Origin of the sequence: Peribacillus sp. Hz7 (assembly GCF_042136355.1) — a bacterium.
Taxonomy (GTDB): Bacteria; Bacillota; Bacilli; order Bacillales; family DSM-1321; genus Peribacillus; species Peribacillus asahii_A.
In genome coordinates this window covers 1-25,620 of the sequence record NZ_JBHHJV010000035.1, presented here as the reverse complement: position 1 = coordinate 25,620, position 25,620 = coordinate 1, and the positions used below count along the sequence as shown (strand labels likewise).

Annotated in this window: 25 protein-coding genes and 3 pseudogenes; 6 read left to right on the top strand and 22 right to left on the bottom strand. The window is 36.5% G+C overall.

The features are described from left to right. Window positions 1–80: 80 nt before the first annotated feature. Window positions 81–221, bottom strand: coding sequence for a hypothetical protein (locus ACE199_RS22320; protein WP_375351710.1), 141 nt, complete (start codon window positions 219–221; stop codon window positions 81–83). 231 nt (window positions 222–452) lie between these two features. On the opposite strand from ACE199_RS22320, the gene ACE199_RS22315 reads away from it, so the two are divergent. After that, on the top strand, window positions 453–779 hold the full coding sequence (locus tag ACE199_RS22315) for a hypothetical protein (protein WP_375351709.1): 327 nt from the start codon (window positions 453–455) through the stop codon (window positions 777–779). Between the two features lie 67 nt (window positions 780–846). Here the strand turns inward: ACE199_RS22315 and fbpA are convergent, their stop codons facing one another. The 5 genes and pseudogenes from fbpA to ACE199_RS22290 all read right to left on the bottom strand — a co-directional run bounded on the left by fbpA (window position 847) and on the right by ACE199_RS22290 (window position 3,886). After that, window positions 847–1,056, bottom strand: a complete 210-nt coding sequence (gene fbpA / locus ACE199_RS22310) for a Fur-regulated basic protein FbpA (RefSeq protein WP_375351708.1) — start codon at window positions 1,054–1,056, stop codon at window positions 847–849. After that, a pseudogene (locus ACE199_RS22305) lies at window positions 1,053–1,546 on the bottom strand (ERCC4 domain-containing protein). The gene fbpA and the pseudogene ACE199_RS22305 overlap by 4 nt, the downstream one beginning before the upstream one ends. 172 nt (window positions 1,547–1,718) lie before the next feature. Further along, window positions 1,719–3,047, bottom strand: coding sequence for an RNA-guided endonuclease InsQ/TnpB family protein (locus tag ACE199_RS22300; RefSeq protein WP_375351707.1), 1,329 nt, complete (start codon window positions 3,045–3,047; stop codon window positions 1,719–1,721). 213 nt (window positions 3,048–3,260) lie between these two features. After that, the gene (locus tag ACE199_RS22295) at window positions 3,261–3,446 is read right to left on the bottom strand and encodes a hypothetical protein (RefSeq protein ID WP_375351706.1); all 186 of its coding nucleotides are present in this window, start codon (window positions 3,444–3,446) and stop codon (window positions 3,261–3,263) included. Next, window positions 3,443–3,886: a hypothetical protein gene (locus tag ACE199_RS22290; RefSeq protein ID WP_375351705.1), complete on the bottom strand. Its 444-nt coding sequence runs from the start codon at window positions 3,884–3,886 to the stop codon at window positions 3,443–3,445. The genes ACE199_RS22295 and ACE199_RS22290 overlap by 4 nt, the downstream gene beginning before the upstream one ends. 105 nt (window positions 3,887–3,991) lie before the next feature. Here ACE199_RS22290 and ACE199_RS22285 point away from each other — a divergent pair. From ACE199_RS22285 to ACE199_RS22275, 3 genes and pseudogenes are all read left to right on the top strand, one after another. Further along, a pseudogene (locus tag ACE199_RS22285) lies at window positions 3,992–4,141 on the top strand (LexA family protein); the annotation flags it as partial. 96 nt (window positions 4,142–4,237) lie between these two features. Then, window positions 4,238–4,348: a hypothetical protein gene (locus tag ACE199_RS22280; RefSeq protein ID WP_375351712.1), complete on the top strand. Its 111-nt coding sequence runs from the start codon at window positions 4,238–4,240 to the stop codon at window positions 4,346–4,348. 33 nt (window positions 4,349–4,381) lie between these two features. Continuing rightward, on the top strand, window positions 4,382–4,645 hold the full coding sequence (locus ACE199_RS22275; protein WP_375351704.1) for a tyrosine-type recombinase/integrase: 264 nt from the start codon (window positions 4,382–4,384) through the stop codon (window positions 4,643–4,645). Window positions 4,646–4,752: 107 nt separating this feature from the next. Here the strand turns inward: ACE199_RS22275 and glnA are convergent, their stop codons facing one another. Beyond that, a complete protein-coding gene (glnA, locus tag ACE199_RS22270) occupies window positions 4,753–6,117 on the bottom strand; it encodes a type I glutamate--ammonia ligase (protein WP_375351703.1) in 1,365 nt (454 codons plus the stop codon). A gap of 372 nt (window positions 6,118–6,489) precedes the next feature. On the opposite strand from glnA, the gene ACE199_RS22265 reads away from it, so the two are divergent. Continuing rightward, window positions 6,490–7,041: a hypothetical protein gene (locus ACE199_RS22265; RefSeq protein ID WP_375351702.1), complete on the top strand. Its 552-nt coding sequence runs from the start codon at window positions 6,490–6,492 to the stop codon at window positions 7,039–7,041. Between the two features lie 431 nt (window positions 7,042–7,472). On the opposite strand, the gene ACE199_RS22260 is transcribed toward ACE199_RS22265, so the two are convergent. The 10 genes from ACE199_RS22260 to ACE199_RS22215 form a co-directional block, all read right to left on the bottom strand. Then, on the bottom strand, window positions 7,473–8,126 hold the full coding sequence (locus ACE199_RS22260) for a vWA domain-containing protein (protein WP_375351711.1): 654 nt from the start codon (window positions 8,124–8,126) through the stop codon (window positions 7,473–7,475). A 77-nt stretch (window positions 8,127–8,203) separates the two neighbouring features. Next, window positions 8,204–9,208 (bottom strand): macro domain-containing protein, encoded by a 1,005-nt coding sequence (locus ACE199_RS22255; RefSeq protein ID WP_375351701.1) that lies wholly within the window; start codon window positions 9,206–9,208, stop codon window positions 8,204–8,206. Between the two features lie 415 nt (window positions 9,209–9,623). Further along, entirely contained in the window at window positions 9,624–9,788 is a 165-nt protein-coding gene (locus tag ACE199_RS22250; RefSeq protein WP_252286075.1) for a hypothetical protein, read from the bottom strand. 614 nt (window positions 9,789–10,402) lie between these two features. Continuing rightward, entirely contained in the window at window positions 10,403–10,933 is a 531-nt protein-coding gene (locus tag ACE199_RS22245; RefSeq protein ID WP_375351700.1) for a Phr family secreted Rap phosphatase inhibitor, read from the bottom strand. A 248-nt stretch (window positions 10,934–11,181) separates the two neighbouring features. Then, window positions 11,182–12,468: a M48 family metallopeptidase gene (locus tag ACE199_RS22240; protein ID WP_375351699.1), complete on the bottom strand. Its 1,287-nt coding sequence runs from the start codon at window positions 12,466–12,468 to the stop codon at window positions 11,182–11,184. A gap of 167 nt (window positions 12,469–12,635) precedes the next feature. Beyond that, a complete protein-coding gene (locus ACE199_RS22235; RefSeq protein ID WP_375351698.1) occupies window positions 12,636–13,883 on the bottom strand; it encodes an MFS transporter in 1,248 nt (415 codons plus the stop codon). Between the two features lie 22 nt (window positions 13,884–13,905). Then, a complete protein-coding gene (locus tag ACE199_RS22230) occupies window positions 13,906–15,192 on the bottom strand; it encodes a D-serine ammonia-lyase (protein ID WP_375351697.1) in 1,287 nt (428 codons plus the stop codon). Window positions 15,193–15,424: 232 nt separating this feature from the next. Continuing rightward, a complete protein-coding gene (locus ACE199_RS22225) occupies window positions 15,425–15,865 on the bottom strand; it encodes a peptidoglycan-binding domain-containing protein (RefSeq protein WP_375351696.1) in 441 nt (146 codons plus the stop codon). Next, window positions 15,862–16,380: a M15 family metallopeptidase gene (locus ACE199_RS22220; protein ID WP_375351695.1), complete on the bottom strand. Its 519-nt coding sequence runs from the start codon at window positions 16,378–16,380 to the stop codon at window positions 15,862–15,864. Before ACE199_RS22220 ends, ACE199_RS22225 begins: the two co-directional genes overlap by 4 nt. 353 nt (window positions 16,381–16,733) lie before the next feature. Beyond that, window positions 16,734–16,979: a hypothetical protein gene (locus ACE199_RS22215; RefSeq protein ID WP_375351694.1), complete on the bottom strand. Its 246-nt coding sequence runs from the start codon at window positions 16,977–16,979 to the stop codon at window positions 16,734–16,736. Between the two features lie 280 nt (window positions 16,980–17,259). Between ACE199_RS22215 and ACE199_RS22210 the strand changes: the two genes are divergently transcribed. Then, on the top strand, window positions 17,260–17,430 hold the full coding sequence (locus ACE199_RS22210) for an aspartyl-phosphate phosphatase Spo0E family protein (RefSeq protein WP_119117834.1): 171 nt from the start codon (window positions 17,260–17,262) through the stop codon (window positions 17,428–17,430). A 33-nt stretch (window positions 17,431–17,463) separates the two neighbouring features. Here ACE199_RS22210 and ACE199_RS22205 read toward each other — a convergent pair whose 3' ends face one another. The 5 genes and pseudogenes from ACE199_RS22205 to ACE199_RS22185 all read right to left on the bottom strand — a co-directional run. After that, complete coding sequence (locus ACE199_RS22205; protein ID WP_375351693.1) at window positions 17,464–18,234, bottom strand: nucleotidyltransferase domain-containing protein; 771 nt, start codon at window positions 18,232–18,234, stop codon at window positions 17,464–17,466. A 500-nt stretch (window positions 18,235–18,734) separates the two neighbouring features. Further along, a complete protein-coding gene (pabB, locus tag ACE199_RS22200) occupies window positions 18,735–20,462 on the bottom strand; it encodes an aminodeoxychorismate synthase component I (protein ID WP_375351692.1) in 1,728 nt (575 codons plus the stop codon). A gap of 96 nt (window positions 20,463–20,558) precedes the next feature. Next, window positions 20,559–21,572 carry an LLM class flavin-dependent oxidoreductase gene (locus tag ACE199_RS22195; protein ID WP_375351691.1) on the bottom strand — a complete coding sequence of 338 codons (1,014 nt, stop codon included), beginning with the start codon at window positions 21,570–21,572 and terminating at the stop codon, window positions 20,559–20,561. A 359-nt stretch (window positions 21,573–21,931) separates the two neighbouring features. After that, on the bottom strand, window positions 21,932–24,172 hold the full coding sequence (locus ACE199_RS22190; RefSeq protein ID WP_375351690.1) for an AAA domain-containing protein: 2,241 nt from the start codon (window positions 24,170–24,172) through the stop codon (window positions 21,932–21,934). Window positions 24,173–24,288: 116 nt separating this feature from the next. Then, window positions 24,289–25,503: pseudogene (locus tag ACE199_RS22185) on the bottom strand (M3 family oligoendopeptidase); the annotation flags it as partial. Window positions 25,504–25,620: the final 117 nt, after the last annotated feature.

The window sequence follows — 25,620 nt, the reverse complement described above, 5'->3', positions numbered from 1 at the left end:
CAAATGTAGTAAGTTTGGTCACTTTCTATCATAAGAGAGGTTTATAGAATTGGAAATTAGGTGGCTCATTTTTTATGTGATCAAATCGTGTAAAAGTGGCTCAAATCTAACTTATCAAACACAACACCTTCATGCGGATCTTCATAAAATTCCTCTATGCTCATTTGTGAAGGTTGTAAATCAAGAGAAATATTATTTCTAGCAAATTGAATTGTTGACATTCTCATAATCTCCTTTTGAACAGTCTTCTAAGGCATTTTGTAGTTTACTAGACCAAATTGCATTCATATTGTAAAAACTCTTGAATTTACCCATATTCTAACCTGTCTATATATGTCGCAATTTGTCGTTTTGGATTATTAAGCAGTTTCTTCATACTTTTCACTACAAGACATATATTTTTTTCTATTTCCAAAAGCTAAATAAAAAAGTAAATTAAGGTGTCGATTTGAATGAAATCAATAGTATTTCTTTATCTTTCATTAATTGCAATTTTAATTGGAATAACTTCATGGGTTGTCGCAATTCCTAATTCATATAATTCTCTCGGTACCATTTGGATGTTAACATGGATAATAAATCCTTTAGGAGCTATATTCGGACTCCTGTCTTTGAAAACTAAAAATGCTCTCTCTAAGTTAGCAATTATATTAAATATTATTTTGACTTTTAGTTTTGGTCTGATGTGGTCTTTTGGAGATTTGTTTGGATTTCAGCTATATTACACAGTTTGGGTCTACTCTTCAGTGCCCCTCATTTCCGCAATATCCCCTTTTTAACAAAATAATTTCTAAAAGCTTATTTGTCTTGATCTCTCCAACTGCTTTCTCACGTTTGGCCAAAGATTTACGTAAATGTCGTTTCTGTTTTACTGTCATATCTCAACCTCACTTTCTCTTTTTGATAGATGTATTCAAGGTCGCGTAATGAAAGCTCGTTCAATTGCTTTCCACTAGGTGTTTTGAAATAACCCATATTCAAAAGTTCTGCTTTGAAAAAATCTTTCTGAATTGCGATAGCTTTGTTTAACTGTTTAACAGGAACCGGACTAATCATATAAACCCTCTTGTCAACAACTCACGAGCCATAATAGAGAAAATGATGATAGATATAGTTCCCTGTTGTACTTGGCGAAAGAAAAACAGTTGAAAAATCGTAACGAACCTCAAATGTTTTTAAGCTGCCTAACAAAGCTTTCGGATCATAACTTGCTACGATACATACCGTTCAATATTTTCTGATAGCCTTCTAGGTCTTCCACAATCAAGACGAATGGATTCTTAGAAGCTCGTATTAATTCATTTTCAAAACGAGTCCGGTCTTTGATGCTTTCCACCAATTCATCTACACCATTTTTCTGTTCCAATCCTGCTGTTAAATAAATATCCCTTGTAATACCCATTTCGATATTTTTAAGAATCATGGCCGAATAATCACATGTTTTCATGGTTCAAATTTTGAATGGCACTTTTTTGCGAAAATAATCAAGTACATGCTGGTTTTTCCGCTTCCTGGTATCCACAATAATTTCTAATGTGTCCAGGATTGTTTTGAATTCTGTGTCTGAGTATCTCTGACCACTCCCATGGCTAAAGCCACGGGGTTCTTTCTCACAAACACCCCACTTACCACCTTCCATAAGAAGAGGCAGAGGCAAGACTTGAGTGAGCGACACTTGAGAGAAAAACAGTCTTTCAAGTGGGCAAGGTCTGTGCCTACTACGCCGTTCGACCGGCGATACTTTTTCCTGTTGGGGGCTTGTCCTTAAGAGAGGAATCTCCTTGTTTTTTGGACAAAAAACGTTGATACCAAACAGGTTGTTTAAACACCACAGAAACAAGTGGTTGGACGGCCATGTGATGTTGTTTACGTGCAATATTTTGAGCACCGTTTACATCACGATGGATTTCTGTTTTGTGAACAGAACAAATCAACGTTCTTCCCTTTGCTCGATGTCTGCCTCCGCAAAACGGACAGTCTTGAGACGTATAGCTTTCTTCCGTTTCTGTCACGATGATGCCTTTTAGTTTCGCTTTATAGGTGAGTTTTTGTTTGATTTTCCCTTGATTCCACAGGGACAGTTGTTGTCTTCTCACTTTGTTCTGTTTTCGTTTCTTTTGTTCGTTCTTCTTGGTCCCCTTTTCGATGCCTGACACGTTTCCAATCACCAAGTGTGTTACTTTTTCTACTTCCAAAAAGGCGACAATCTCTTTCGTCGTTTTATGTTCCAGGGCTTCGAGTTGGTTGTTGCTTGTTTGGCGTAGGCGATTTCTGGCGTATTGGTACTTTTTCCATTGACGAGATCTTTTTTTACAACGGGACATTTTCTTGCTTAAGTCCGCTAAAGCCTTGGCACGGAATTGGGAGATACTGCGCATCGCACGTCCTGACAGGATAAGGGCTCGATCTGAGGTTGCCACCGCAACCGCATGAATTTCTCCTAAATCTCCACCTGCCACCTTCTTCTGGTACGCAGACAAATCTTGTTCAGGAACTTGAATTGTATAACAAAACCAATAGGCTCCGTTCCGCCAGACAATTTCCGCATAGTTACACATGTCTAAGTTTTCTGCTGATTGATTGGGGATGACGACCGATGTATGTTGCTTCGGAACATTTTCGTTCCAGTTTTTCTTTTTCTTCTTAGTTAAAAGGTCAGAGAGGGAGAATCCATAGTCTACTTTTTTAATCGTGATGGTGTCTGTTGAAATGTCCATAGAAGCTTTTTTTAAGGGGATACAATAATAATATTTTCTTCGCCACGGATATTTGGCTTTTTTATCCGTTTTTCTCAGCTGTCGAATCGTTTCACGGTTCGCCGCATACTTATCTGCAATGGCTTGAACCGTTTGCGAATGAAGGTTGTAGGTTTGTTTTCGAATAGCTTGAATCTCGGTTTTACTTACCCACTTTTTACAAGCAAAATAATAGGAAGTAGCTTCCCGCACGATATCGTTCCAAACGGAGGCCGCTTCTCGTTGCATCGTTCTTAATTCTTTGTATATGTTTCGATCATAAGGAATTTGAAAGGAATGAGTGACAAACAAATCGCTTTGCCTCCTTTCTCTTTTACTTACACCCATTATAGCAGAACATTCGTTCTTAACACAAGAGTATATCCTATAAAAAAAAATCGAACCTCTGACGTGTCATAAAACACGCCCGGTTCGACCTCACTCTCATCCCATCCCTAAAGGGGGTGTGACTCACACCGTAATGGGCTTTCTCGTTCGGAAAATCGGTAATGGATAGTGTTCATATTAGGACTCCATAGCTTCTTGAATTTTTTGTTTAATTTCCTCATAAGTCCCTTCATGTCTAATTATTTCTACACCTGTTGGATATTCAACAAAAATTTGATCATCTAAAACAGATATGATTTTATTTACATTTATTAAACGCGAAGAATTATAACGTTTTTCTAATATTTCTATAAATCCTTTCATCCCATCACTACTCCATTCTTAAAATAAACCATCGCTCGTTCAAAAATTTCTTTAGATAATTTATCTATTACTTTATTCTCATAATTGCAAGTTGGCTCCGATACTTTATTCCATCCGTTATATGAAAGTTCAATAGTCAATTCCATAACCATCTTGGTGGCCTCACCGTCATGGTTAAGCCAATCATTTATTTTTCCGTTCATATCTTGCTCGATGCCCAAATAGAAATTAATAATCTTGTCCACAGTTTGTTTTACATTGTGATCATTGTCTGAATATTCGCCTTTCAAATAAGCTACGATACGAGATTTATAGCTCTTCACTAACTCTTCAAGTTCTGGATAGATATTTTCCAGATGCTCTATATACAAGTCGTCACCATCCAGTACTAAAGGAGATCCCATTGAAGCAAAATCGGCGCATATCTGTTTTGGATGCAAATTACCACCTCATTTACTTAGAGGGTTAATAAGAGTTAATTAACTTTCTTGCTCGTTAACCCCTGAAAACGTTGATATATCAAGGTTTCTAATTAAAACAGGGAAAATACAGAAGCAACTTTGAAGCGTGTAAAGAAACAAGGAAGTATGATTATGCTTATGCCAGATAACCCAACCTATGAACCTTACATAGTGACAGAGGATAATCCGGCTAAAATACTTGGTAAAGCCATTCGTTTCACGCAAGACCTTTAAATTTCTAGCGCTAGCAATTTAATTTGAAGAGTAGATGACGGTCTACTTTTTTTCATAAAAAAGAAAGGCTCTAATAAGGATTTCTGAGAGTATAGAATCTATTATCAGGGCCCAACCTCAAGAAAAACAAGGGAAAAGTCAAAGAAAGGTTTTGACAGTAAAGCAGAGGCAAAACTTGCTGCTGAAGAAATGGAACGCAAATTGTGAGAAGGTACACTTGAAACAGACGAATCATTAAAAATGCGGTTAGACACATGGCTAAAAGAATACAAAAAAGGTACTTTCGATAAACACGAAATGAATATTAGGACTCGAATACTCCCCTATTTTCAAGACATTCTTTTGAAAGATGTTAAACCAGTACTATACCAAAAATTTATTAATCATCTTGGGGAACGATTTAGTCGAGAAACTATTAAGATTGTACACAGTACAATGCATAATGCATTCGAAAAGGATAGAATGGACAAATACGAAGAGTATATGAAAAACATACTCAAATAATCACTTTTTAAATAAAATCGGACATTCAAAAAAATAGGCGGAAAACTATCTAAATCGCCCGACATAAAAAAAGCCCCGATACCAGAGATATCAAGGCTTTGAATGGTTTAAAATTTAGATTGATAGTTTTCGATTTCCCATGAATGAACAGCTGTGCGGTAGCTATCCCATTCTGCTTTTTTCATAGAAACATATTCGTTATATACGTGATCGCCTAATGCTTTATAAGCAAATTCGCTTGATTCTAATTCACTGATTGCTTCCTTTAAGCTGCCAGGTAAGTTGTCAATGCCGAGTTCCGCTTTTCTTTCTTCTGTCATATGGAAGATATCTTCATTAATTGGAGCTGGTGCTTCTAGTCCTTTTTCGATTCCATCTAAACCTGCAGAAGCAATGACTGCGAACGTTAAGTAAGGGTTAGCTGATGGATCTGGACAGCGCAATTCTACACGTGTCGCAAGACCTTTTTTCGCTGGAATACGAATAAGTGCTGAACGGTTAGAAGCAGACCAAGCAAGGTAACAAGGTGCTTCATAGCCTGGAACTAAGCGTTTATAAGAGTTTACTAGCGGATTTGTTACTGCCGCAAAGCTCTTCACGTTTTCTAGTACCCCTGCAATAAATTGATACGCTTTTTCGGATAATTGCAACTCATCTGAAGGATCAAAGAATGCATTTTCGCTGCCTTCAAAGAATGACATATTTACGTGCATACCAGAACCGTTGATTCCGAATACTGGCTTTGGCATAAATGTAGCATGCAATCCGAATTTCTTTGCAATGGTCTTCACGACCCATTTATACGTAGTTGATCGGTCTGCTGCAGTTAGTGCATCTGCATATTTAAAGCTAAGTTCATGTTGCCCTTCTGCTACCTCATGATGAGATGCTTCGATCGTAAAGCCTATCGCTTTTAAAGCACGGTAGATTTCTAAACGAACACGTTCTCCAAGATCATGTGGTGATGGTTCGAAATAACCTGCTTTATCTCCGAGTTCTTGAGTTGCATAACCGTTTTCGTCCGTTTTAAATAGGAAAAACTCTAACTCAGGTCCTACTGAAATCGTAAAACCTTTATCGGCTGCACGTTCCATTGTTTTCTTTAGTACATTTCTTGTATCTCCCTCAAAAAGAGTTCCATCTGGGTTTTTTACAGAGCATAAGAATCGTGCCTCTGAATACCCTTCTTCTACCGTCCAAGGAAGAACAGCAAATGTAGCTAAATCTGGTTGTAGATATAGATCTGATTTATTAATAGGTGAAAAACCTGTAATAGAAGAACCATCAAACATCATCTTACCTTCTACTACATCTTCTAATTGTTCAGATGTTACCGTGATATGCTTTAAGATTCCTTCAATATCTACAAATTGTAAGTGTAGTAGTTCAACACTTTTTTCTTTAATTGTCTCTTTAATTTGTTCTAAAACTGCAGTCTCTGTCGCTACATTTGCAATAAGTGTTTTAGTCATGTTGTCCTACCTCTCATATACATGTTATATTTTATATCATTTGATAATTTGATTATATTTTAATCTATATGATTTGACAACTATTTTTTGAATATTTATGCTAATTTATTAATTTTTAATTTATCCTAGTTAATAATAAAAGTTTGTTTTACTTCAAACGACAATTATGAAAGCTCATTAATAAAAAAATTGAGCAAACATTAATAGAAATATATTTAAGGGTTTTTGTTTTAAATGACATTAAATAATATTTGTATTTATACTAAAGACTCTGTTAAAGAACAATGTTGATTTTCTTATTAAACTAACGTAAGCGGTTTAACAGAAAACTGTGTAAAATGGACAAAAAGAGTGTAGAGGTGGAATTATTACATGAAGTTTGAATATAAGTTTTTTACTCGTTGGGTTGTGGATGGATTTATAGAAATAAATTCTCAAAAATCATCATTTGATGGAATCACTTATGTAAGAGACTGCTTAGGTGATTTACTTAATGCACTTATGTATCTAAATGCTGATTGCGTTTCACCAGGGGATGGGTTAACAACAAATACAAGTTGTGAGTGGGACGCAGAACCTAGTATTACAACTTGGAATTTTACATTAAAAACCAATGGGATGTTACATGTTATAGTCACATATGATGGTAAGGAAGAAGATGAAGATATAGTAGATATCAATACAGAATGTCCTTATGATTCCTTATTGGAGATAATCATTTTGGAAGTGGATTCTTTAATTAAAAAACATGGAGTTGTGGGATATAAAGAAAATTGGGACCATGAGTTCCCTCTAAGTACATTCTTGAAATTAAAAAACTATTTACTTAACAAAAAGCCCTATTCATTAGAGGAAATAAGGGATAAATATAGTGAAATAAAGACGAGTCAATTGCATAATGATTTGGATTTATTATTCAAATAAATTAAGTTAAACTACATTTTAATACTGAAATTATACATAGCTTTGTTCGAGAAATATCAAGGCTTGTTGAACGAAGGGTGCTTTAGTTAAATAAGACCATCAAAAATGATGGTCTATTTTTTTATATCTTAAATATCAACATTATCGTTTAACAGAACCCTACTAAAAAACGCATGATGATTCATAACTCAAATCTGGAGACCATATATTATTGGAGGTATTAAAAAGTTACCTAAATCTTATGTTTCTCATGGAGTAAACAATAATGGCCCTTCTCTAAAAGACGAGAAGAGCTCTATACTAAAATATTAAATTCCTTTTCTATACTAAAATATTAAATTCCTTTATGGTAGTATTTTAATTTTTAAATTGGCTATTCAAAATTTTTCAGGGACATAAAAAGGTAGTTTTACTTCCCTAAAAATCACATTTTATTCATTCCTTGAACGCTGATTATAGTCCCTTTCAATTCCTTCTTTCCAGCTTCGATTAATCTTTTTGCCACTTCGAAGATTGACCACGGCTTCATTTACCGCTTCATAATTTAATTGCGTTCCTATATGGTCAGCATGGTATTCAACTGCGAAGTCCTCATCGATTCCAAATTGTGCAGCAGTTGAGATGGCATCGATATTGGCTCCAAGGAACATAAATTCCCAGCCATATTCCGCTTTTTGATGTTGCACCATTTTTTTAATTTTATTCGTTGTGTATTCACGGCTAGCATTTTCCATCCCATCCGTTGTAATGACGAATAGTACCTTTTCCGCACGTTCATCCTCACTTGTTCTCTTTTGTACATTAATTATTTTTTGAATGGTGAAACCAATAGCATCTAATAAGGCAGTAGTCCCCCCTACTTCATAATCTTCTTCAGTAATAGGAGATATGCCTTTTACATTTATTCGGTCATGCAATAATTCGTAAAAGTGATCGAACAATACGGTAGTGACAAAGGCTTCTCCTTCAGCTTTTTGTTGTTTCCTAAGCATCGCATTAAAACCACCAATTGTATCTGTTTCAAGTCCTGCCATGGAGCCGCTTTTATCTAAAATAAAAACTAATTCTGTTAAATTCCTTTTCATCATCGTCATCCTCCGTTCATTGATAAACTTAGGATAACAATGATTTGATAAGAAATGGTCGCTTTGAAAGCGACATTTTAAGCACCGAGTAATGGTTGATCAAAAGCAAATAAGGCTTCATTGATTTCATGAATATTATAGTTATCTTGTTGAATAAAGAACTCAATAATGACATCAAACTTACTACTACGCGACAAAGTATAACCAGCAGTAGTTAGCAACTCCACCGTTTCCTCTAAATTCAATTTTAAAGCAATGGCAAAGGCAATAGCGGTTTTCTTCTTTGGAGTATAATCGACTCCATTCCGAATTTTCGAGAATAATCGGCGGTCAATATTCGCCCTTTTATACGTCTCAACATCCGTCATTCCTTTTTCATCAATTAAACGAAGCAGCCGCTCGGAAAAAGATTCCTCGAGTTGGTTCAACAGGTTTACTAAAGAATCGTTTGCTTCTTCGTATAGGTCCTGCTGAAGAATTTCAACTTCCTGCAATTGGTCCATTGCATATCGTTCTTCTCTTCTAATACGATTAAACGTACTTTCTACTTCTTCTACATAATGCTCGTCAATATATTGATGAATGGAGGTAAACAATTTCTTGCTTAAACCGAAAGATTGTTTATCAAAAACAACTAGATAAACGAGCATGTCATAATGTAATAAAAATGAACTGATAGTGGAAACCGCAATTTGCAATGCTTCCTCTTTTGGATAACCATATATGCCAGTCGAAATCAATGGAAAAGCTATAGACTCACACTGATAATTCTTTGCTAGTTCCAAAGAGTTATAGTAAGCCGCCTTTAACAGAGCTGCTTCCCCGTTTGAACCACCTTGCCAAATAGGTCCTGGTGTATGAATGATAAACTTTGCATCCAACTTAAACCCATCGGTAATAACGGCTTCTCCAACCTGGCACTCACCGATTTTATCGCATGCTTCTTGCAACTCGCTGGCACCCGCTGCACGAAATATAGCACCACATACACCACCACCCATTTTCAGTGCTGTATTCGCGGCATTTACAATCGCATCTACCTTCATCTTTGTAATATCATTGCGAACGATTTCTAATGGCATAGTACCTTCCCCTTCCCTACAAAACATCTTTTTCACTATACTTCCAATCATAGCTAATTAGGAGGAGTTTAAAAAGAGGAAGAGTGTTGCGGACAGCCCCGTTGATTTTTTGAGTTACAATTTCACATGCAAATCTAGAATAAGTATATAGAGTCAAAATAATATAAAAAAAACGAAACCGCCATTTTAGATATACGGTTTCCTATTTAATAATTATAAATGTTGAATCGAATCGTAACCTTGAGGGGACGAGCGAGCAGGTGCAATTCAGCAGCGTCCTTGAAGCAAAGAAAGCTGATCAGATTGATACTATTAACCTTGATAAACGAACAAAAAGAGAGAGTGTGTTTTGAAGAAAAGATCAATCAAAACACACTCCAACCGAATAAATATATAGAAAGAAGTTGTTTTAGAGTTACTCATTTGTTTTTTCTGTTGAATCTCCCCTCTTTGTACCAGGTACTTCTATTGAATCATTCTGCATCATTTCAATCTCAAATGATTCATTGTCACTTGCAGAAGGATCTGTATCCCAATCCTCACTTAACATAGCAGGTTCATTACGTCCCTTTTTCTTCATGAAACCCCTCCTTTGCAATTCATTTATTAAAGTAATTTTCCTATTTATCTTTTGGCACAAGGGAAAAAGTATTCCATAAATATTGTTCGTAAATCAACTTTCATTAATTCAGATGTTCTTTCCTTTTACTATAAAAATCCCCCCTTGGATATGGTTATCTAAAAGGGAAAAACGACGAGCTTAATGGCTATAAAAGACAGGTGATGTCCCCTCTTATTTTGAGGTGCGAGGCTGGTTCTTTAAAACGTCAACCAATCCGTTTAAAAATCAAACTAAGGACGAGAGATCCAACGGTTTGGCAGGTATAATAGCTAGAACCAAGCCGAGCTAACTTAATTCCCATTTTTAGTATGCTCAGCTTGGTAACAAGACTATACCTGCCAAAATCCTTTAGTCGAGGAGAAAAGGGAAAACAAAAAATCGGAACTGGTGCAGAAATTTGAAGATCTCTATTTTTAGTGGGAAGAGTAGTACTATCTACATATCAACGAAAAACTAAATAGTCTCTAGCAGCCAACAAAAAGAACATAATGAAGAGGCGATTTTCCATTCATTACTGAGCGGAAAATCGCCTTTTTTTCTTTATGAACATCGCCTTTTTAAGAGGTTTTCATTTATTGAACCGCATCGAACTTGTTTACTTTCCACTTCGACCCTGATTTGTAGAAAGTAACCGTACGTTTCACGCTACCGCCATCAACAGTAGGTACAGTGAATTTGTATGAACGAACGTTTTGTTTTTTATCAATTAATTTTACTTTTGCTTTCTTCCATTCCAACATGCCGAAGCCATCGCCGACAGGCCTAGCTAATTTTCCTTTATACGTAATATATCTATAATCCTTTAAACCTTTTTGTATCGCACTATTAGTAAATGTTTCTGATAAGTATTTAACGAGTTTGTCTTTTGTATTAAATTCTTTACAAAGATAAGAATACTGTGTGCCTTTATAAGTAAATGTCTTTTGTAAACATGAGGTGTTTTTATATCCGTGTAACGCGTTCCAAAAATGAATGCTAGCGTTATTTGCTATTTTTATCGCATTTGCATCTGATAAATTCTGTGAGGTAGTGTTTGCTGTAACCCCGGTACTTAATATACCAAATAGAACGACCGATAATACGATAACTGCAAATTTTTTCATCTTTTCTCTCCCCCTATTCATAAGAGATTCAACGTGAGCGGACTAAAAAACCTCCAATCTATATGTTAAATTAATTTTAACATAATTTAACAAAAATTTCTTCAAAGATTCATTTTAAAAATTTTTCATAAACTCGAGTGTAAATTAAAGATATCTACTTATATCATTCTTCATACCATCAAAAAAATACTGAACTTCCCTCAAAATGAGAAGTTCAGTATTTTTGATTACAATTCATAAACATCGATTTATTCGGCTAGGAGTTTCATGATTTCTTTATCGCCATTTTCTTCGGCATATTCATACGCTGTGTATCCTTCTTCACCTTTGATTTCCTTGTTAGCTCCATTTTTTATGAGAAGTTCTACAATTTCAGAATTTCCATTCATGGCAGCAATCATAAGTGGTGTATCGCCGTAGTAATCTTTTGCATCAAGATTACTTCCTGATTGAACTAGTAGTTCTGCCGCTTCATAAGAATCATTGTAGACGGCATAATGAATAGCCATTGAATCATCACTATCTTTCGCATTCAAATCTGCCCCACTATCTATTTCTTTTTTCATCGTATCGAGATCGTTTACACTTGCAGCATCCATTAATTCCGTAACATTTTCCGCCTCATATTCTGATGCATCATCACTCCAAGCATATTCACTTAGGAATTGATCCGCTTTATTCACAGCATAAAATATACCAAATAATAGTGCTGGAAAAATGCCAAGAGTCAAGAACAATCCAAGAACGACATTTCGTTTTCTCTCTTTAAATAGTGTATATTCATGAGGATTCTGCCAATGATATAGACCATTCATTCTTTTAGGGAGATCAGGATGAGTAGACAGTTTTTCACTTAGCCATGTGAAAAATCCTTTTTCCTCCTCAAGCTGAGACATGAATGCTTCTTGATCCACACGATAATGCAATTGTTTTCCTATTGCTAGAATGGTTAAAGCATTTTGGGCTGCTTCCATATTTTTTATATAAAAAGCAGCGTAACGATCACATGTATACTCACAAGCTCTCATATATGCTTCACCTAAAAAAGGCATCCACATCGCCGGTAAGATCAAGAAATGTACTAAAACATGTCTTCTCTTCAAATGTGCAAATTCATGTGCTAACACGAACAGCATCTCATCTTCTTTGTCACTTTCAATTAAATCAAATATTTCCGAATACACAACAACCATATTCTTACCGAAAAAACGAGTGGCAAACGCATTCAGCATTCCCATACTTTCCATAACATACATAGCTGGAACCTTTTCCAGCCCCATTTCAGCTGACAATTTCTCCGCTTTTTCATATATTTCCGGAAATTGCTGCGGGGAAATTCTCACTGCATTTCGACGGATCTGCGCCATACTAATAGCATGGAAAAAATAGGAAATAAGAGCAAGAACAAGGATAATCACAATACCTATAATAGAAAAAGCCAATGTAATATAACATAATATACTTACAAGTAAGACCAATCCAAAATAAATATTTTCTTTATTATGTACTAGATTTCTCTGTAAATCTTCATTCATTTCTGTAAATCCTCCCTCTCTATCTTTTAAACAACCATTTTAGAATAAATGGGGGATTTTCAAAACACAAGTTGTCAATCAAAATAAACCCTCATTCTCCATACAAATAGTCCTATAGCACCAAATACAACATATGGAAGTACTGAAAAATCCAGGGATATTTTTGATTAATCTCTCTTAGGCAAACGAGCACTCAACACCCCTGCAATGACTAACAATACAACGGCCATGATAAAGGATTGCTGATAATTCCCCGTTTGGTCGAACAAAATGCCAGGAATATACGAACCTAAGGCTGAGCCAAGTTGATGACTCATAAATAACCACCCCGAAAGCAAGCCGACAGATTGGCCTTCAAAATATTCCGAAAGCAATTTAACCGTTGGTGCAACGGTCGCAAAATCAACTAATCCAAAGGAAATCGCAAAAATAAATAACAGTATTGGATATTCAATAAATAGGACGAGCCCTGACCCGCTCGCAGCGAATACTAAAAACGCCACCGTAATCGCTCTTGTAAAATATAAGACTACTAATATGTTTTTATTATTAAAGCGATCAGCTAATATGCCGGAAACAAGCGTTCCAATGACATTAAAAGCAGCAAGCGTACTAACCGCAGCACTTGTTACAGGCGCTGAAAATCCACAGGCTTGCGCAAAGGGGATTAAATGTGTGTCCATTAATCCCGTTGTTGTAAAACCGCAAATGGCAAACGGAATTAATAAAAACCAGAAGCGACGATCCGCTTTCGATTTTGCTTGTACGACTGGCTTTTCTTCCTGCTTTTCTTCTTGATTTTTTTCATAACCAAACGGCTCCATTCCTGCTTTAAAGGGGTCAGATTTTAACAACCAAGCAAGTAATGGACTAACAATACAAATTAAAAACAGACCAATGATACAAACCGTCCATCTCCAACCAACAGCATCAATAAGCAGAAGCGAACTTGGGACAATAATCATTTGTCCGGCACCAAATCCCGCTTCATTAATTCCAAGTGCTAATCCTCTTTTTTTCTGAAACCAGGTTGTCACAGCAACCGTTGCTGTGACACCTGAAGCACCGCCAAATCCAATCGAAGCGACAATTCCGTACAAAATAAACATTTGCCAAAGCTCTGTCGCAAAAAAACTAAGCAAAACCGCAAAACCAATGATGAGTGTGCTCATGTAAAATACTCTTTTGATACCATATTGATCAATCATCTTTCCAACAATCGGTTGAAAAATGGCAAATACGATAAAGCTAATAAAGGAGATCGCTGAAGTCGTTGCACGGTTCGTTGAAAAAGTTGTTTCCCAAGGCTCCATAAAAGCCCCATACGTGTATCGTACGCCTTGCGCTGCCAAAATCCCGATAAACGTGACAGCGAGTATAATCCACGCATAATGAATATGATGTCTTGTTCTCACCGGTTATCCTTCTTCCTATTCATTATTTTGCTAGATATTCATCCATCATATCTTTCGGCACCATACTGCCGCCTGTCGCCCAAATAATATGTGTCGCTTGTTCCATTTTATCTTCTAAATGATGGTTTTTCAGATACTTCTGACCTGCCGTCGTTTGACTAAGTTGGATTGGTCCATACGCACCAGCTAGTGCAGATGGTTCTAATTGATAATTTTCTGTCTCAGCCATCGCTTTTAATAAGTGAAACAAGCGCTGATCTTCAATCGTATAACTTCCGCTTAACAAATCATTCATCTTCTCACAAACCAATTTCGATGCTCTTCCAACTGCAAGTCCATCTGCCTCTGTTCGATTATCAATCCCTACATCCTGTACCGAAATTTGATCAAACTTGCCTGTCATGAGACCTAGCACCATACAAGGGGAATGCGTTGGCTCAGCAAAAAAACAATGAACGGCTTCTCCAAAAATGAGCTTTAATCCGTAAGTAATGCCGCCAGGTCCTCCACCAACACCGCATGGTAAATAGACAAATAACGGATGATCTGAATCGACAACAATGCCTTGTTCCTTCAATTGTTGCTCTAAGCGTAAAGCCGCTGTTGCATAGCCATAGAACAAATCTTCTGAATTTTCATCGTCAATAAAATGACAGTTCTCATTTTGCTCTGCTTCCTGCCTCCCAGCTTCAACCGCTTTACTATAATCATCTGCATATTCTTTTACAATTGCGCCAAGGCTAGTAAGCTTATCTTTCTTCCATTGCTTCGCATCTTGTGACATATGAACGGTCACTTGAAAGCCTAGCATTCTACTAATAATTCCAATACTTAGTCCTAAATTCCCCGTTGAACCGACGGCAATGGAATATTGCGAAAATAAGGATCGGAATGTTTCGTGAGTAAGCTTTGCGTAATCATCTGTCTCTTTCAGAAGTTTATGTTCTATCGCAATGCTCTCAGCATATTTTAGAACCTCATAAATACCGCCTCTCGCTTTAATTGAACCAGAAATCGGCAAATGACTATCACATTTTAATAGTAAACGCCCTTCTATTACCGCGTCGTATGTATTCTCTAAATATCGCTGCATATGGTGTATCTTTACAAGAGGCGATTCAATGATACCATTCGCTTCTTTTGTTTCAGGAAAAACGTTTGCAATATACGGAGCAAATCGTTTAAGACGAGCTTCTGCGTCTATCACCTTTTCCCCGGGCACCGTCTGTTGTGCATAGTTTGGATTAGCCCAAAACACCTCTTTTGTCGCAATGAGATCTGTTAACTGCGGAATTATTTTTTTCTCCATATAAATCTCCTTATCTGTATAAATTTTTCTTTCTATAAATCCTCTGTCTCTCTTAAATTCCTTTCATCCATTTTATTATAACGAAAAAATGAACTTTGTACGTAAAATTCAAGTCTAATCCATAAACCGATGTCTGCACCTTATAAAGACAAAAAACCCAATCATCATGATTGAGTTTCGTCTAAACATTTTAAAATGTGCCCAATCTAAATCAAATAGTAAGCTAATTGCATCATGATCCAAATAATTTTGCAAAAGTAGTCTTACCAACTATTCCATCTACACCTAATCGATTCGCACGTTGAAATGCTCGCACTGCACTTTCTGTACCGTCTCCAAAATGTCCGTCTACGCCTTTTGGATTATAGTCTTTGATATATAACATGGCTTGTACAATATACGTGATATTCCCTTTTGCCCCTTTACGTACATTACGAACAGCTGCTTTCGTTTTTGTTCCCCATTTACCCTCTACATCTAATCCAACCTTAAATTGTTTATTAAGTTCAGTTTGTAATCCTTTTATAAGCGCTGTGTTCATTTTAGTTTTATACAAACCATCTACATCTAATTTAGCATTATATCGACTATTTAATGTTTTCTGAATCTCTTTAATAATTGGATCTCCATTATTTTTAGAGAGTGATTCCTTCTTGATGACTTCCGATTTCACTTTTCTTTCGTCCCACCCACTTTAGAGGTTAGACTAGGGAGTTTTCCAGATTGTAACTGAGAGTAAGATAGGCCTCCTGCCATTTCAAGGTGTGGGTAATCCTTGAAGTGTTTCCAATCCCCTCCCCAAGCAAAACCTAATTCTTTCCCAATTTCTGCAACCCTTCTCCATTTGTCATTCACTGTCCACAATGCTCGTATTCCATCATCACTTGAAATAAAATAATCGATGGCCAATCCAAAGTTATGATAGGACTGACCAGGCTTAGCATTTGTTACTCTTGGTTTAGACATATTACTATAATTTTTTCCGTTATAACTATATCCTAGGCGCCCTTGACCATATAACTTTGCTTGTTCCTCCATAGAACGATAACCCGCACTGATTTGTACATAAATCCCTTCTTCATATGCTCGTTTAATCATTTCAAGTACGGATTCTTTTACAACCGGATGAATACCGCTCCCCATATTTTTAACAGATTTATCTACTAAAGTTTGCAACAATACTGGCATTTAAATCACCTCCTATTTTTTATATGTTTCATTCCTTAGACTTGTTTGTATATCTAACTAGTAAAGTTAATTTGGCGATTACCTAGCTAGATAACTTGTTTCAGACTTTGCTTATGTATGTATTTTTTATTGATAATAAGGGCAATAGAAAAAGCCAACTTTGTTGTTGGCCATAAAAGAATCATAAGTTATTAGCAAACTCACTAAGGCTTTTTTGAAAATTGCTCAACTGATTCTATATAATAAATGTATGTACTGCATAGAGATAGCTTGCTCATCGCCTACCGCAGCTATTTTTCAAATAGATGTTTTCATAGAATTGGTACTATTATTTAGCACAGCTAGCTTAGTACTTATTCTTCTTGGATAAAAACGACTTGGTCGTGACCGCATGATTTGCAAGACATCAGGTGAGGGCAAATTTGATCTCTTGCTGTATTCGGATATCCATCTCCCATTTTTACCGTTTCTTCATCATTATAATGACCGTATGGATCTAAAAAGTCGGATACTTTTCCTGAGTCATCTAATAAAGTTTCACATAACGTGCAATGCATTTCCAATTCCTTGAATGCATTACATAATGGACATATCGCCATCAGGTTCACTCCTTCTACTCATAATCACACCTTATCTATTTCCGTATACTAGTTACATGGTCTTTTTAACCAAAACTAAATCATAGCCTTTTCTTTTACTATTCCCTTAAATCCCTTCTACTATATCCATTAATATTTTTCAAAAATACACTTAAAATTTGTCCTAATATCGAAATTTTTCTTAGCATAAACGTATTTTAAAATATCTTTTTTGTAATTATTATTATATAATGTTAAATATTAACTAAACTTTACTTTTTATTGATATAGGAGTTCATTTATGAATACAAAATCTGTACCTCTTAAACATTTGGAAGATGCCATTCATTGTTTAAGAACCCATATGATTACTGTCGGAATATCGAAAGGGTTTAATCATCCCGATACCATTAAATATAGTCAAACATTAGATGTTTTATTGAACAAATATCAGAAAACTAAACTGAATTGATATAGAGCTAACATCAGCGTAACTTACTGTTTATTAAGATGATCTCAACCCTAGCCCTTGTTGATTAATCTCGATTAACAATTCATTAATCCTATGATAATCAGGTATTGGAGGAAGCGTGGATTTTTCACATGATACTTTTAATTGATCATCATACATTCTAAGCATGTCCAAAGCTTCATTGAAAGTGAATTTTCCGTTTCTACAATCTAATAAAAGTTGGCGATTGCTTCTGTATGTGCTGTAATCTCCAGTTTCTAATATCTCAATAGCACTTGTTAGAAGGCGAATACTGTGCATAAAAAATTTATGGTCATATCTAAATTCCTCCATTAAATCTTGGTTCCCTGTTTCATTAGATTGTTTACTTTTTAATTTTTGCATTTGGGAATAGGCATAGCCGCCGAATTTCTTTTGAATATGCTTAGATAAAAACAAATGGCGATGATCAATAAGCAGTTGTCCTAAAGGGGTAACTTTTAGATAATCTTCTTGTCGGACGAACAGAATTTCAATATTGTTCGGAACTCCTTTCATCGCATCTTTTACGAATTTATTAATATGAATGACACTTACATCGACATCATCTTTCGTGTTGCGGAAGTTCTTCCCTCCAGTAGTGTTATATTCGTTAAAAGATTCTAATCCCAAGTAATAATCAATAGGAGGGATGCATACCCCTTTAAAATCCTTATCTGATGTTTCTGTGTTTGTACCATAGGCATAACTCCCTGTTGGAGATAAGATGATTGTTCTTTCTTCTAACCAATCTAGATTTGATTGATTTAATTTTAAGTCCGTCATTAACTACACTCCTTCCTGTACATCATGATATTTGCTTGGCATTATTCACTAGGCTAAGTCAGCCATCTATATTTCATAATTCCACGAAAGAAATTGTGATTCATATAAGAAGCCTAGGGACAGTAGTTCAATTCTTAGGTTTTATCGCAAACCTGATACCTATCCTTTCTTTGTTAAATGATCTTATTACTCATGCGATTGTTGGTTCACACAAATGAGCCAACAATCAATAGCACCATATAAAAGGCCATCTTTCAAGAAAAACAAATTAGCACCACTTTCCCCCTGCACAAATTGCGTTATATACACGCTGTTATGCGATTGGAAAGTGGTGCTGTTATGAAGTTTGTAAGTGAACGTCTATAAAAATGACAGCAACTCTGTATCTAACTATGACAAAAAATACGAAGCCGAGAATTTATTAAAGCTGGAATCCTATTTAAGTTAGTTGAAAAGAAGGTGGGCAAGTTGAGGCTTGATAAGTCTAAAAGCCCGTCCTATCACACTATTTCACACTGTATCCATTTACGTACGCTGTTAATAAACCAAACCTCCTCAGCTTTTAGCAACTCTGCCTTCGTAATCACTTTCTCCTCGATTTCTTTTTGAAGCAATAATTGCTTGCGGAACGTACCTGCTAGCAACCCACATTCAACAGGAGGGGTATACAGTTTTCCATTCAACTTAACGACAATATTTCCATTCGTAAATTCAGTGATTTCCTCGTTTTCATTCCAAAGCAATACATCAAACACATTTTGTTTTGAAAATGTTTCATAAGCTTGACGATTCGTCGTCTTAAAATAAACAAATGGATGATTTGTCTTGATTGGAGAATCAGCCAATCTAATTGAAATTGTAGAATATGTATCTTCAATTGTCATCCCGCTAACTTCTACTTTGTTTGTTTTTGAAACAACTAAACGTACTTTATATAAGCCATCCGAATGCTGCTTCGCAAATTGATGGAGCTCATTTGTCACATCTTCTTCGACAATCGGAAATTGAAAATATTCAGCTGCTTCCATTAATCTTTTCATATGGTGATGAAATAAATAATATTCACCATTTTCTAATCGAAATGACTCTAACAATTGAAAGTCAGGCCGAACTTCGGTTAACAATTTTGCTTTTAAGAACGCTTCTGCATATTCTTCGCTTAGTACTGAATCCCAGGTAATTCCGCCACCGGCCCCATATTCGGCACGTCCTGTTTCTGTATCAATCCAAACGGTGCGAATCGGTACATTAAAGATGGCCTCACGTTTAGGGGTTATATAGCCAATAGCGCCACAATATATTTCTCTTGGGGAATCCTCAACATGTGTAATAATGTCCATTGTTTTAATTTTGGGAGCTCCTGTTATGGAACCACATGGAAAAAGTGCTTTAAAAATATCAGTAATCGTTGTATGTTCTTTCGTTTTTGCTTTCACAGTAGACGTCATTTGCCACACAGTTGGATACTGTTCAATTTCAAACAATGCTGGAACGTGAACTGATCCATTTTCTGCAATAACACTCACATCATTTCGTAATAAATCAACAATCATGACATTTTCCGCCTGGTTTTTTGCCGATTCAGCCAGCCAACTAGCTTGTTCTCGATCCTGCTCTAAAAATAGCCCTCTTTTCACGGTTCCTTTCATTGGTTTTGTTGTAATCACATCATCTCTCCAATGAAAAAACAGTTCCGGTGATGCCGATAAAATTCGATAGTTTCCTATATGTAAATAAGCACTATAATCCGAATTCTGTGCCTTCTCTAACTGTTGATAAAAGGCAAAATCATCTCCTTCAAATTGTGCTTGTAAACGTAAGGTATAGTTCACTTGATAGGTATTGCCTTTTTTTATTTCTGTTTTAATGTTTGTAAAACCCGCCTCATATTGCTCTTTTGATGTGTTGGAAGTCCAATTGGATAATTGAAAAGATTCAGTATTGTACTCCTTCAAAACAGTTGGTTGTTCAAAAATCCCAAACCAAAGCAGCGGCATTCTTTCCCCCTGTTTCACCATAAAAGCCGAATCAAATGCTGGTGCGGCTTCATAGGAAACATAGCCCGCGGCATAATACCCTTGATCGACGAAAGCTTGTACTTCCAGCATTTTCGTTAGCACTTCATCTAGATTAGATGTTTCGACGATTTGCTTTGGGTGTGTAAAAAAAAGCGGTTGTTTAATTCCCTGTTCGTTTGCAAAATGAAAAAATAATGAGTTTTGTTCCATACATACCTCTTGTTAACATAATATAATTATAATTAATTCATTTAATAAATCATCCATGAGACATTCGTTTGAACTCTCATGGATGATTCTTTCATTTTATTTCATCCCTACTACTTCTGCTACCATTTCAAAAGAACGAAGACGTGCTTGATGATTGTAAGTTGTTGTAGCAATAATGATTTCGTCTGCATTCGTATTTTGCGCTAAATCTTCTAATCGTTTTTTCACTTCTTCATGTGTGCCAATAATCGTATTTTGTAACTGCTTCATTACGAGACTTTTTTCATATTCTGACCAAAGATTCTCCATTGAATCCACAGGTGGTGGTAATTGGCCAGGTGTATTACGAATGAGATTTAGGAATTGCTGTTGATGAGAAGTCGCGATTCGCTGCGCTTCTTCCATTGTATCTGCCGCATACACATTTACTGCTACCATCACGTGCGGCTCGTCTAGCACTTCAGAAGGTTTAAAGTATTGACGATACCTGGCAAGGGCTAATTGCATATTTTCCGGTGAGAAATGGCTGGCAAATGAAAAAGGTAACCCAAGTTCCGCTGCAAGCACGGCACTAAAGCCGCTCGAACCAAGCAGCCAAATGGGAATGTCTTGTCCTTCCCCTGGAATCGCCCGTACGCGGTTATTACGTGAAGCAGGATTTAGATACATCCTTAACTCAGCTAATTGTTCAGGAAAATCTTGACCTTGATTGCGAGGGTCGCGTCTAAGAGCCACTGCTGTTTGTTGATCACTGCCTGGTGCACGCCCTAATCCTAAATCAATTCTCCCTGGATACATTGCTTCTAGTGTACCAAATTGTTCCGCAATGACAAGCGGTGAATGATTAGGCAGCATAATTCCACCTGAACCAACACGAATCGTTTTCGTCGCATTCGCTACATAACCAATGACAACAGATGTAGCTGAACTTGCAATGCCTGGCATATTATGATGCTCAGCAAGCCAATAACGATGGTACCCCCACTTTTCTGCATGCTGTGCAAGGTCAACTGAATGTTGAAATGATTCGGCAGGTGAACCACCAGTGGTAATTTGTGCTAAATCTAATATAGAAAATTTTATATTTGATAATGTGTCCACTTTATTCACTTCTTTCTCCATTAGATGATGCGATACATTGTCATCTTATATTAAGATAACCTAAAAATGCATCCAATTTGCTTGATTGCAATAAAACAACCTTACTAATTTATCTATTTGTTTTACACTTTATTTGGAATGAACGATTATTAAATATTCTACCGAGGTTATTTATTAAATATAAATAAATTGAATGTGTTTGGTGGATAAATCGTTTAAATTAGCCAATAAAATCCTGGTTTCGATTGATAAATTGTTGTATCCGATTGATAAGCTGAAAAAAGTTTATATTCTGACGAGGTGAAATTTTAAATATAAAATTTAGAACAAAAAGACGAGCACGTTCATATGCTCGCCTTTTTTCGCGCTTATTCTGATACAATCACTTGATTGATAAATTGTTCAGCCATTACAGCTGAATCTAGCCTGGCTGCAATAAACGGCGGCTGCACCCGATTGTTTGCTTCAACAGGAACACCCAGCCAGACAAATCTTTGATCGATGATAATGAAAGGAAATGCAATGACTGTTAGTATAAAACGATTGGCGGGAAGCTCACGATTTATTTTGGGTGAAATAAGCGTAATATTCGCTGAACAGTTTTGTAGTACCGGCAGCCATTCATCCGGTAATTGAAAAGAATTAGGTAAAGCTACGATGATGTCTCGCTTTGCTGACGTTAAATCATCAAATAGTTTTTCTAATTTTCTTGCATGCATCCATTGTAAACGAGGATGCTGATGCTTGACCCACTGGCCAATTTCATTTGTTTGAACTAGTTGGCGATGCTGTGTTTGATGATCGACTAATTGGCGGATTGTTTTACTGCGATATACAAATTTCTTTACAAAATTAGTATCACATACATGAATAAACTTTCCTTTTGTACGCGTAATCGCTACATTTATTAAGCGTTCACTATCTTTTCCCGTCAGTAGTAATCCTGCACGATTTTGCGGATAGCTATCAACCGTATCAAAAATCATCATATCGCGCTCACTGCCTTGAAAACGATGAACAGTGGCCGCAATCAAATCGGCTGTTTCACGCTCCTTTGCATATATATCATTTAATAGCAGTTCCATTAAATCGGCTTGCGCACGATACGGCGTCACATAGCCAATCGAACGAGCACCATCGATATAAGCTTCATGAAGCAGTTGAAAGGAGAGCAGCAATTGCCAAGGATTCACTCGTGAATGAGTCGTTCGCTCTGACACACAATATTCTCCCGAAAAACTCGTATTTAACAAAATGGAAGCTCGATTCATAAAAGGCTCCATTTCAGCAATCGACTTTCTACTTTCCTCCACACTTTTGTGATTACCAACAAAGTCATGATAAATATAATGATTCGTAAAAGCAGAAATTTCCGGATGCATACGTCGCTGTTCTTTTAAAAGAAATAAATGCGGATGCAGCTCTCCGGCTTCGACAACGGTTGCTACCCCCGAACGATGAAAAACATCTTCCTTTAACCATTGCTTCACAATCGCATCTTTAGCTGCAGCAATTGGCGGCAATTGCTTAAAATCACCGCAAACGATGATATGTTTCGCGAGTGAAGCAGCAAAAGACACTTGCGGCACATAGGCCATACTCGCTTCATCTAATATCACGACATCATATTCTTGCTCATAAATGGTAGCATCCGTTGCCGCCTTCGCCAATGTGGTTCCAATTATTTTCGCTTCTTTTATAAAGCTCATTTCTTTTTGACGAATTTTCTCTAAAATTCTTGCCAGCTTTTTCTCTAATTCAATTAGTTGTTCTGAATCGCGTACGCTAAAAGAGCCGGCTAAATCCTGCTTTAACAGTCGTTTTTCTTCTATTAATTGTTCTTTTTCTTTTAGCAAGCTTGGTTCTTTTTTTTGCAGCAGCTGACCGGAAACGATATCTTCATGCTTCGTTAAGCTTTCTCCAATTTGGGTGCCATAACGAAGCACTTCTCCTTCTTGAAATCGATCTTTCTTCTTCACAAAAGCAGAAATTTCCGCCATTAACACATCGACAGCTTGATTGCTATGCGCTAAAATAAGCACCTTTTTCTCTTTTAAATAGTGGTTGGAAGCCGTTCGGGCCAGCGTATACGTTTTGCCTGTTCCCGGCGGTCCCCAAACGAATGTAACCGGATTATATTTAGAACGCAAAAACAGTTCTTTTACAGCCGTTTGCCCACTTTCATTTGGATGCTTCGCTGGCATAGAAGGGTCCATTAATCGCTTAATTCGTAAGCGCTTTTGCTTGCTTTTCGCCGCTTCTAGTAAACGGCTTATTAGTTGTTCTAGCAACTCCCACGGATCATGGAAAAGAAATGCTTCACTTATTACATCTCCAAGTGAACGGTCAAATGCTAAAATGATGCTTTTCCCTTCTGAAGATAAAATGCGTCCCTTCTCCTTTATTCCTCCCCACTCCATGCGAACCGAACTGCCTACTGGGATTTTAACAGATATACCTGTTTCAAAATAATACGTATAAGCCTCGCCACTTGAAAGCTGTTTTCCATTTGAAATTAAATATTTTGTGCTTCCAAACTTTTTCAAATGGAGAATTTCAAGCTGCAGGGCCTCTTGCCATTCTTTAATATATTCTATCGTTGAATTCATCTTTCTCTTCCCTTGGTTTCCTTATAATAGATAAACAGGCTCAATCGAATCGATTGAGCCTGTTTTTCAGACATCTTACTATATCATTTTTCTTAAATTTATACCAACAGGAATTATTACTTTTCCATTAATTCAACAAATTCGTCAACAAGATCATTAAAGATACGTAAAGCATTAGCAATCGGTTCTGGTTTCGTTAAATCAACTCCAGCTTTTTTCAATAATGCAAGAGGCTTGTCGGAGCTTCCACTTTTTAAAAACGTTAAATAATTTTCTAATGCCTCTTTGTCTCCGGACAAAATCGTATCAGCAATAATAATCGCAGATGTATAGCCTGTTGCGTATTTGTAAACGTAGAACGGGCGATAAAAATGTGGAATCCGTGTCCAGCCGTATTTGACTTCATCATCAAAAACAAGATCTTCTCCATTGTATGTTCGGAAAATGGACTCATATACCCCATTAAAGACATCCGCATTTAATGGTTCATCTTGTTCCGCTTTTTCATGAACTGTTTTTTCAAACTCCGCAAACATTACTTGTGTAAAGAACGTTCCTTTAAAGCTGTCAATAAAATGATTCAGTAAATGTTTTTTCTTATCGATTTCTTTTGTCGTCTTTAATAAATGACGGATTAATAAAATCTCATTGACTGTTGACGCCACTTCTGCAACAAAAATAGAATAACCAGCTGAAATGCGCGGCTGATGAGTAGAACTGAAATATGAATGCATGCCATGACCACATTCATGAGCTAACGTGAACACACTATCTAAATCATCGCGATGATTTAATAAAATAAATGGATGCACACCATATACTCCAAGGTTATAGGCCCCCGAACGCTTCCCAGGTGTTTCGCGGACATCTAGATAACGATTTTCTTTAAAACTCGCTAATGTTGACGTGTATTCTTCACCAAGCGGCTTTAATGCTTCGAGCATAAGTGCATAGCCTTCTTCATAAGAAATTTCCTCTTTTGCACCTTGTACTAACGGTACACTTAAATCATACGCACGTAACTCATCGACCCCTAATACTTTCTTTCGCAATCGCATATATTTTTTCATTGGGGCTATATTTTGTTTAGTTGACATAATCAAATTATCATAAACTTCTTTCGGTACTTCATCACTAAATAATGATTTTTCTAAAGCAGATGGATAATTTCTTAATCTTGACATATTGACATTATTGCGAATGGCCGCTGCAAGTGTGGAGCCAATCGTGTTTTTCAATTGAACATACGGTTTATAATAAGCTTTATAAGCTTCTTTTCGCTTATCACGATCTTCTTCCTCCATTAACTTCGCATACATACCACGTCGTATTATAAGGTCAGCCAGAGAAATCTGGTTGACTATTTTTTATTCAATTTATAGATTGATAGTAGCCGGGGTAGAACGGACGCACCCGTGGGACTAGATCCCGACAACTAAACTGTTCGC

Bases quoted from the DNA above. Each gene is read 5' to 3' on its own strand.
- ACE199_RS22210 (WP_119117834.1), top strand. From the start codon at position 17,260: ATGAATACAAAATCTGTACCTCTTAAACATTTGGAAGATGCCATTCAT.
- ACE199_RS22240 (WP_375351699.1), bottom strand. From the start codon at position 12,468: ATGAATGAAGATTTACAGAGAAATCTAGTACATAATAAAGAAAATATT.
- ACE199_RS22260 (WP_375351711.1), bottom strand. From the start codon at position 8,126: ATGAAAAGGAATTTAACAGAATTAGTTTTTATTTTAGATAAAAGCGGC.
- ACE199_RS22205 (WP_375351693.1), bottom strand. From the start codon at position 18,234: ATGACGGACTTAAAATTAAATCAATCAAATCTAGATTGGTTAGAAGAA.
- glnA (WP_375351703.1), bottom strand. From the start codon at position 6,117: ATGACTAAAACACTTATTGCAAATGTAGCGACAGAGACTGCAGTTTTA.
- ACE199_RS22250 (WP_252286075.1), bottom strand. From the start codon at position 9,788: ATGAAGAAAAAGGGACGTAATGAACCTGCTATGTTAAGTGAGGATTGG.
- ACE199_RS22220 (WP_375351695.1), bottom strand. From the start codon at position 16,380: ATGCCAGTATTGTTGCAAACTTTAGTAGATAAATCTGTTAAAAATATG.
- ACE199_RS22320 (WP_375351710.1), bottom strand. From the start codon at position 221: ATGTCAACAATTCAATTTGCTAGAAATAATATTTCTCTTGATTTACAA.
- ACE199_RS22215 (WP_375351694.1), bottom strand. From the start codon at position 16,979: ATGGCGATATGTCCATTATGTAATGCATTCAAGGAATTGGAAATGCAT.
- ACE199_RS22190 (WP_375351690.1), bottom strand. From the start codon at position 24,172: ATGAATTCAACGATAGAATATATTAAAGAATGGCAAGAGGCCCTGCAG.
- fbpA (WP_375351708.1), bottom strand. From the start codon at position 1,056: ATGATTAGTCCGGTTCCTGTTAAACAGTTAAACAAAGCTATCGCAATT.
- ACE199_RS22265 (WP_375351702.1), top strand. From the start codon at position 6,490: ATGAAGTTTGAATATAAGTTTTTTACTCGTTGGGTTGTGGATGGATTT.
- ACE199_RS22315 (WP_375351709.1), top strand. From the start codon at position 453: ATGAAATCAATAGTATTTCTTTATCTTTCATTAATTGCAATTTTAATT.
- ACE199_RS22255 (WP_375351701.1), bottom strand. From the start codon at position 9,208: ATGCCATTAGAAATCGTTCGCAATGATATTACAAAGATGAAGGTAGAT.
- ACE199_RS22295 (WP_375351706.1), bottom strand. From the start codon at position 3,446: ATGAAAGGATTTATAGAAATATTAGAAAAACGTTATAATTCTTCGCGT.
- ACE199_RS22230 (WP_375351697.1), bottom strand. From the start codon at position 15,192: ATGGAGAAAAAAATAATTCCGCAGTTAACAGATCTCATTGCGACAAAA.
- ACE199_RS22275 (WP_375351704.1), top strand. From the start codon at position 4,382: ATGCGGTTAGACACATGGCTAAAAGAATACAAAAAAGGTACTTTCGAT.
- pabB (WP_375351692.1), bottom strand. From the start codon at position 20,462: ATGGAACAAAACTCATTATTTTTTCATTTTGCAAACGAACAGGGAATT.
- ACE199_RS22245 (WP_375351700.1), bottom strand. From the start codon at position 10,933: ATGAAAAAATTTGCAGTTATCGTATTATCGGTCGTTCTATTTGGTATA.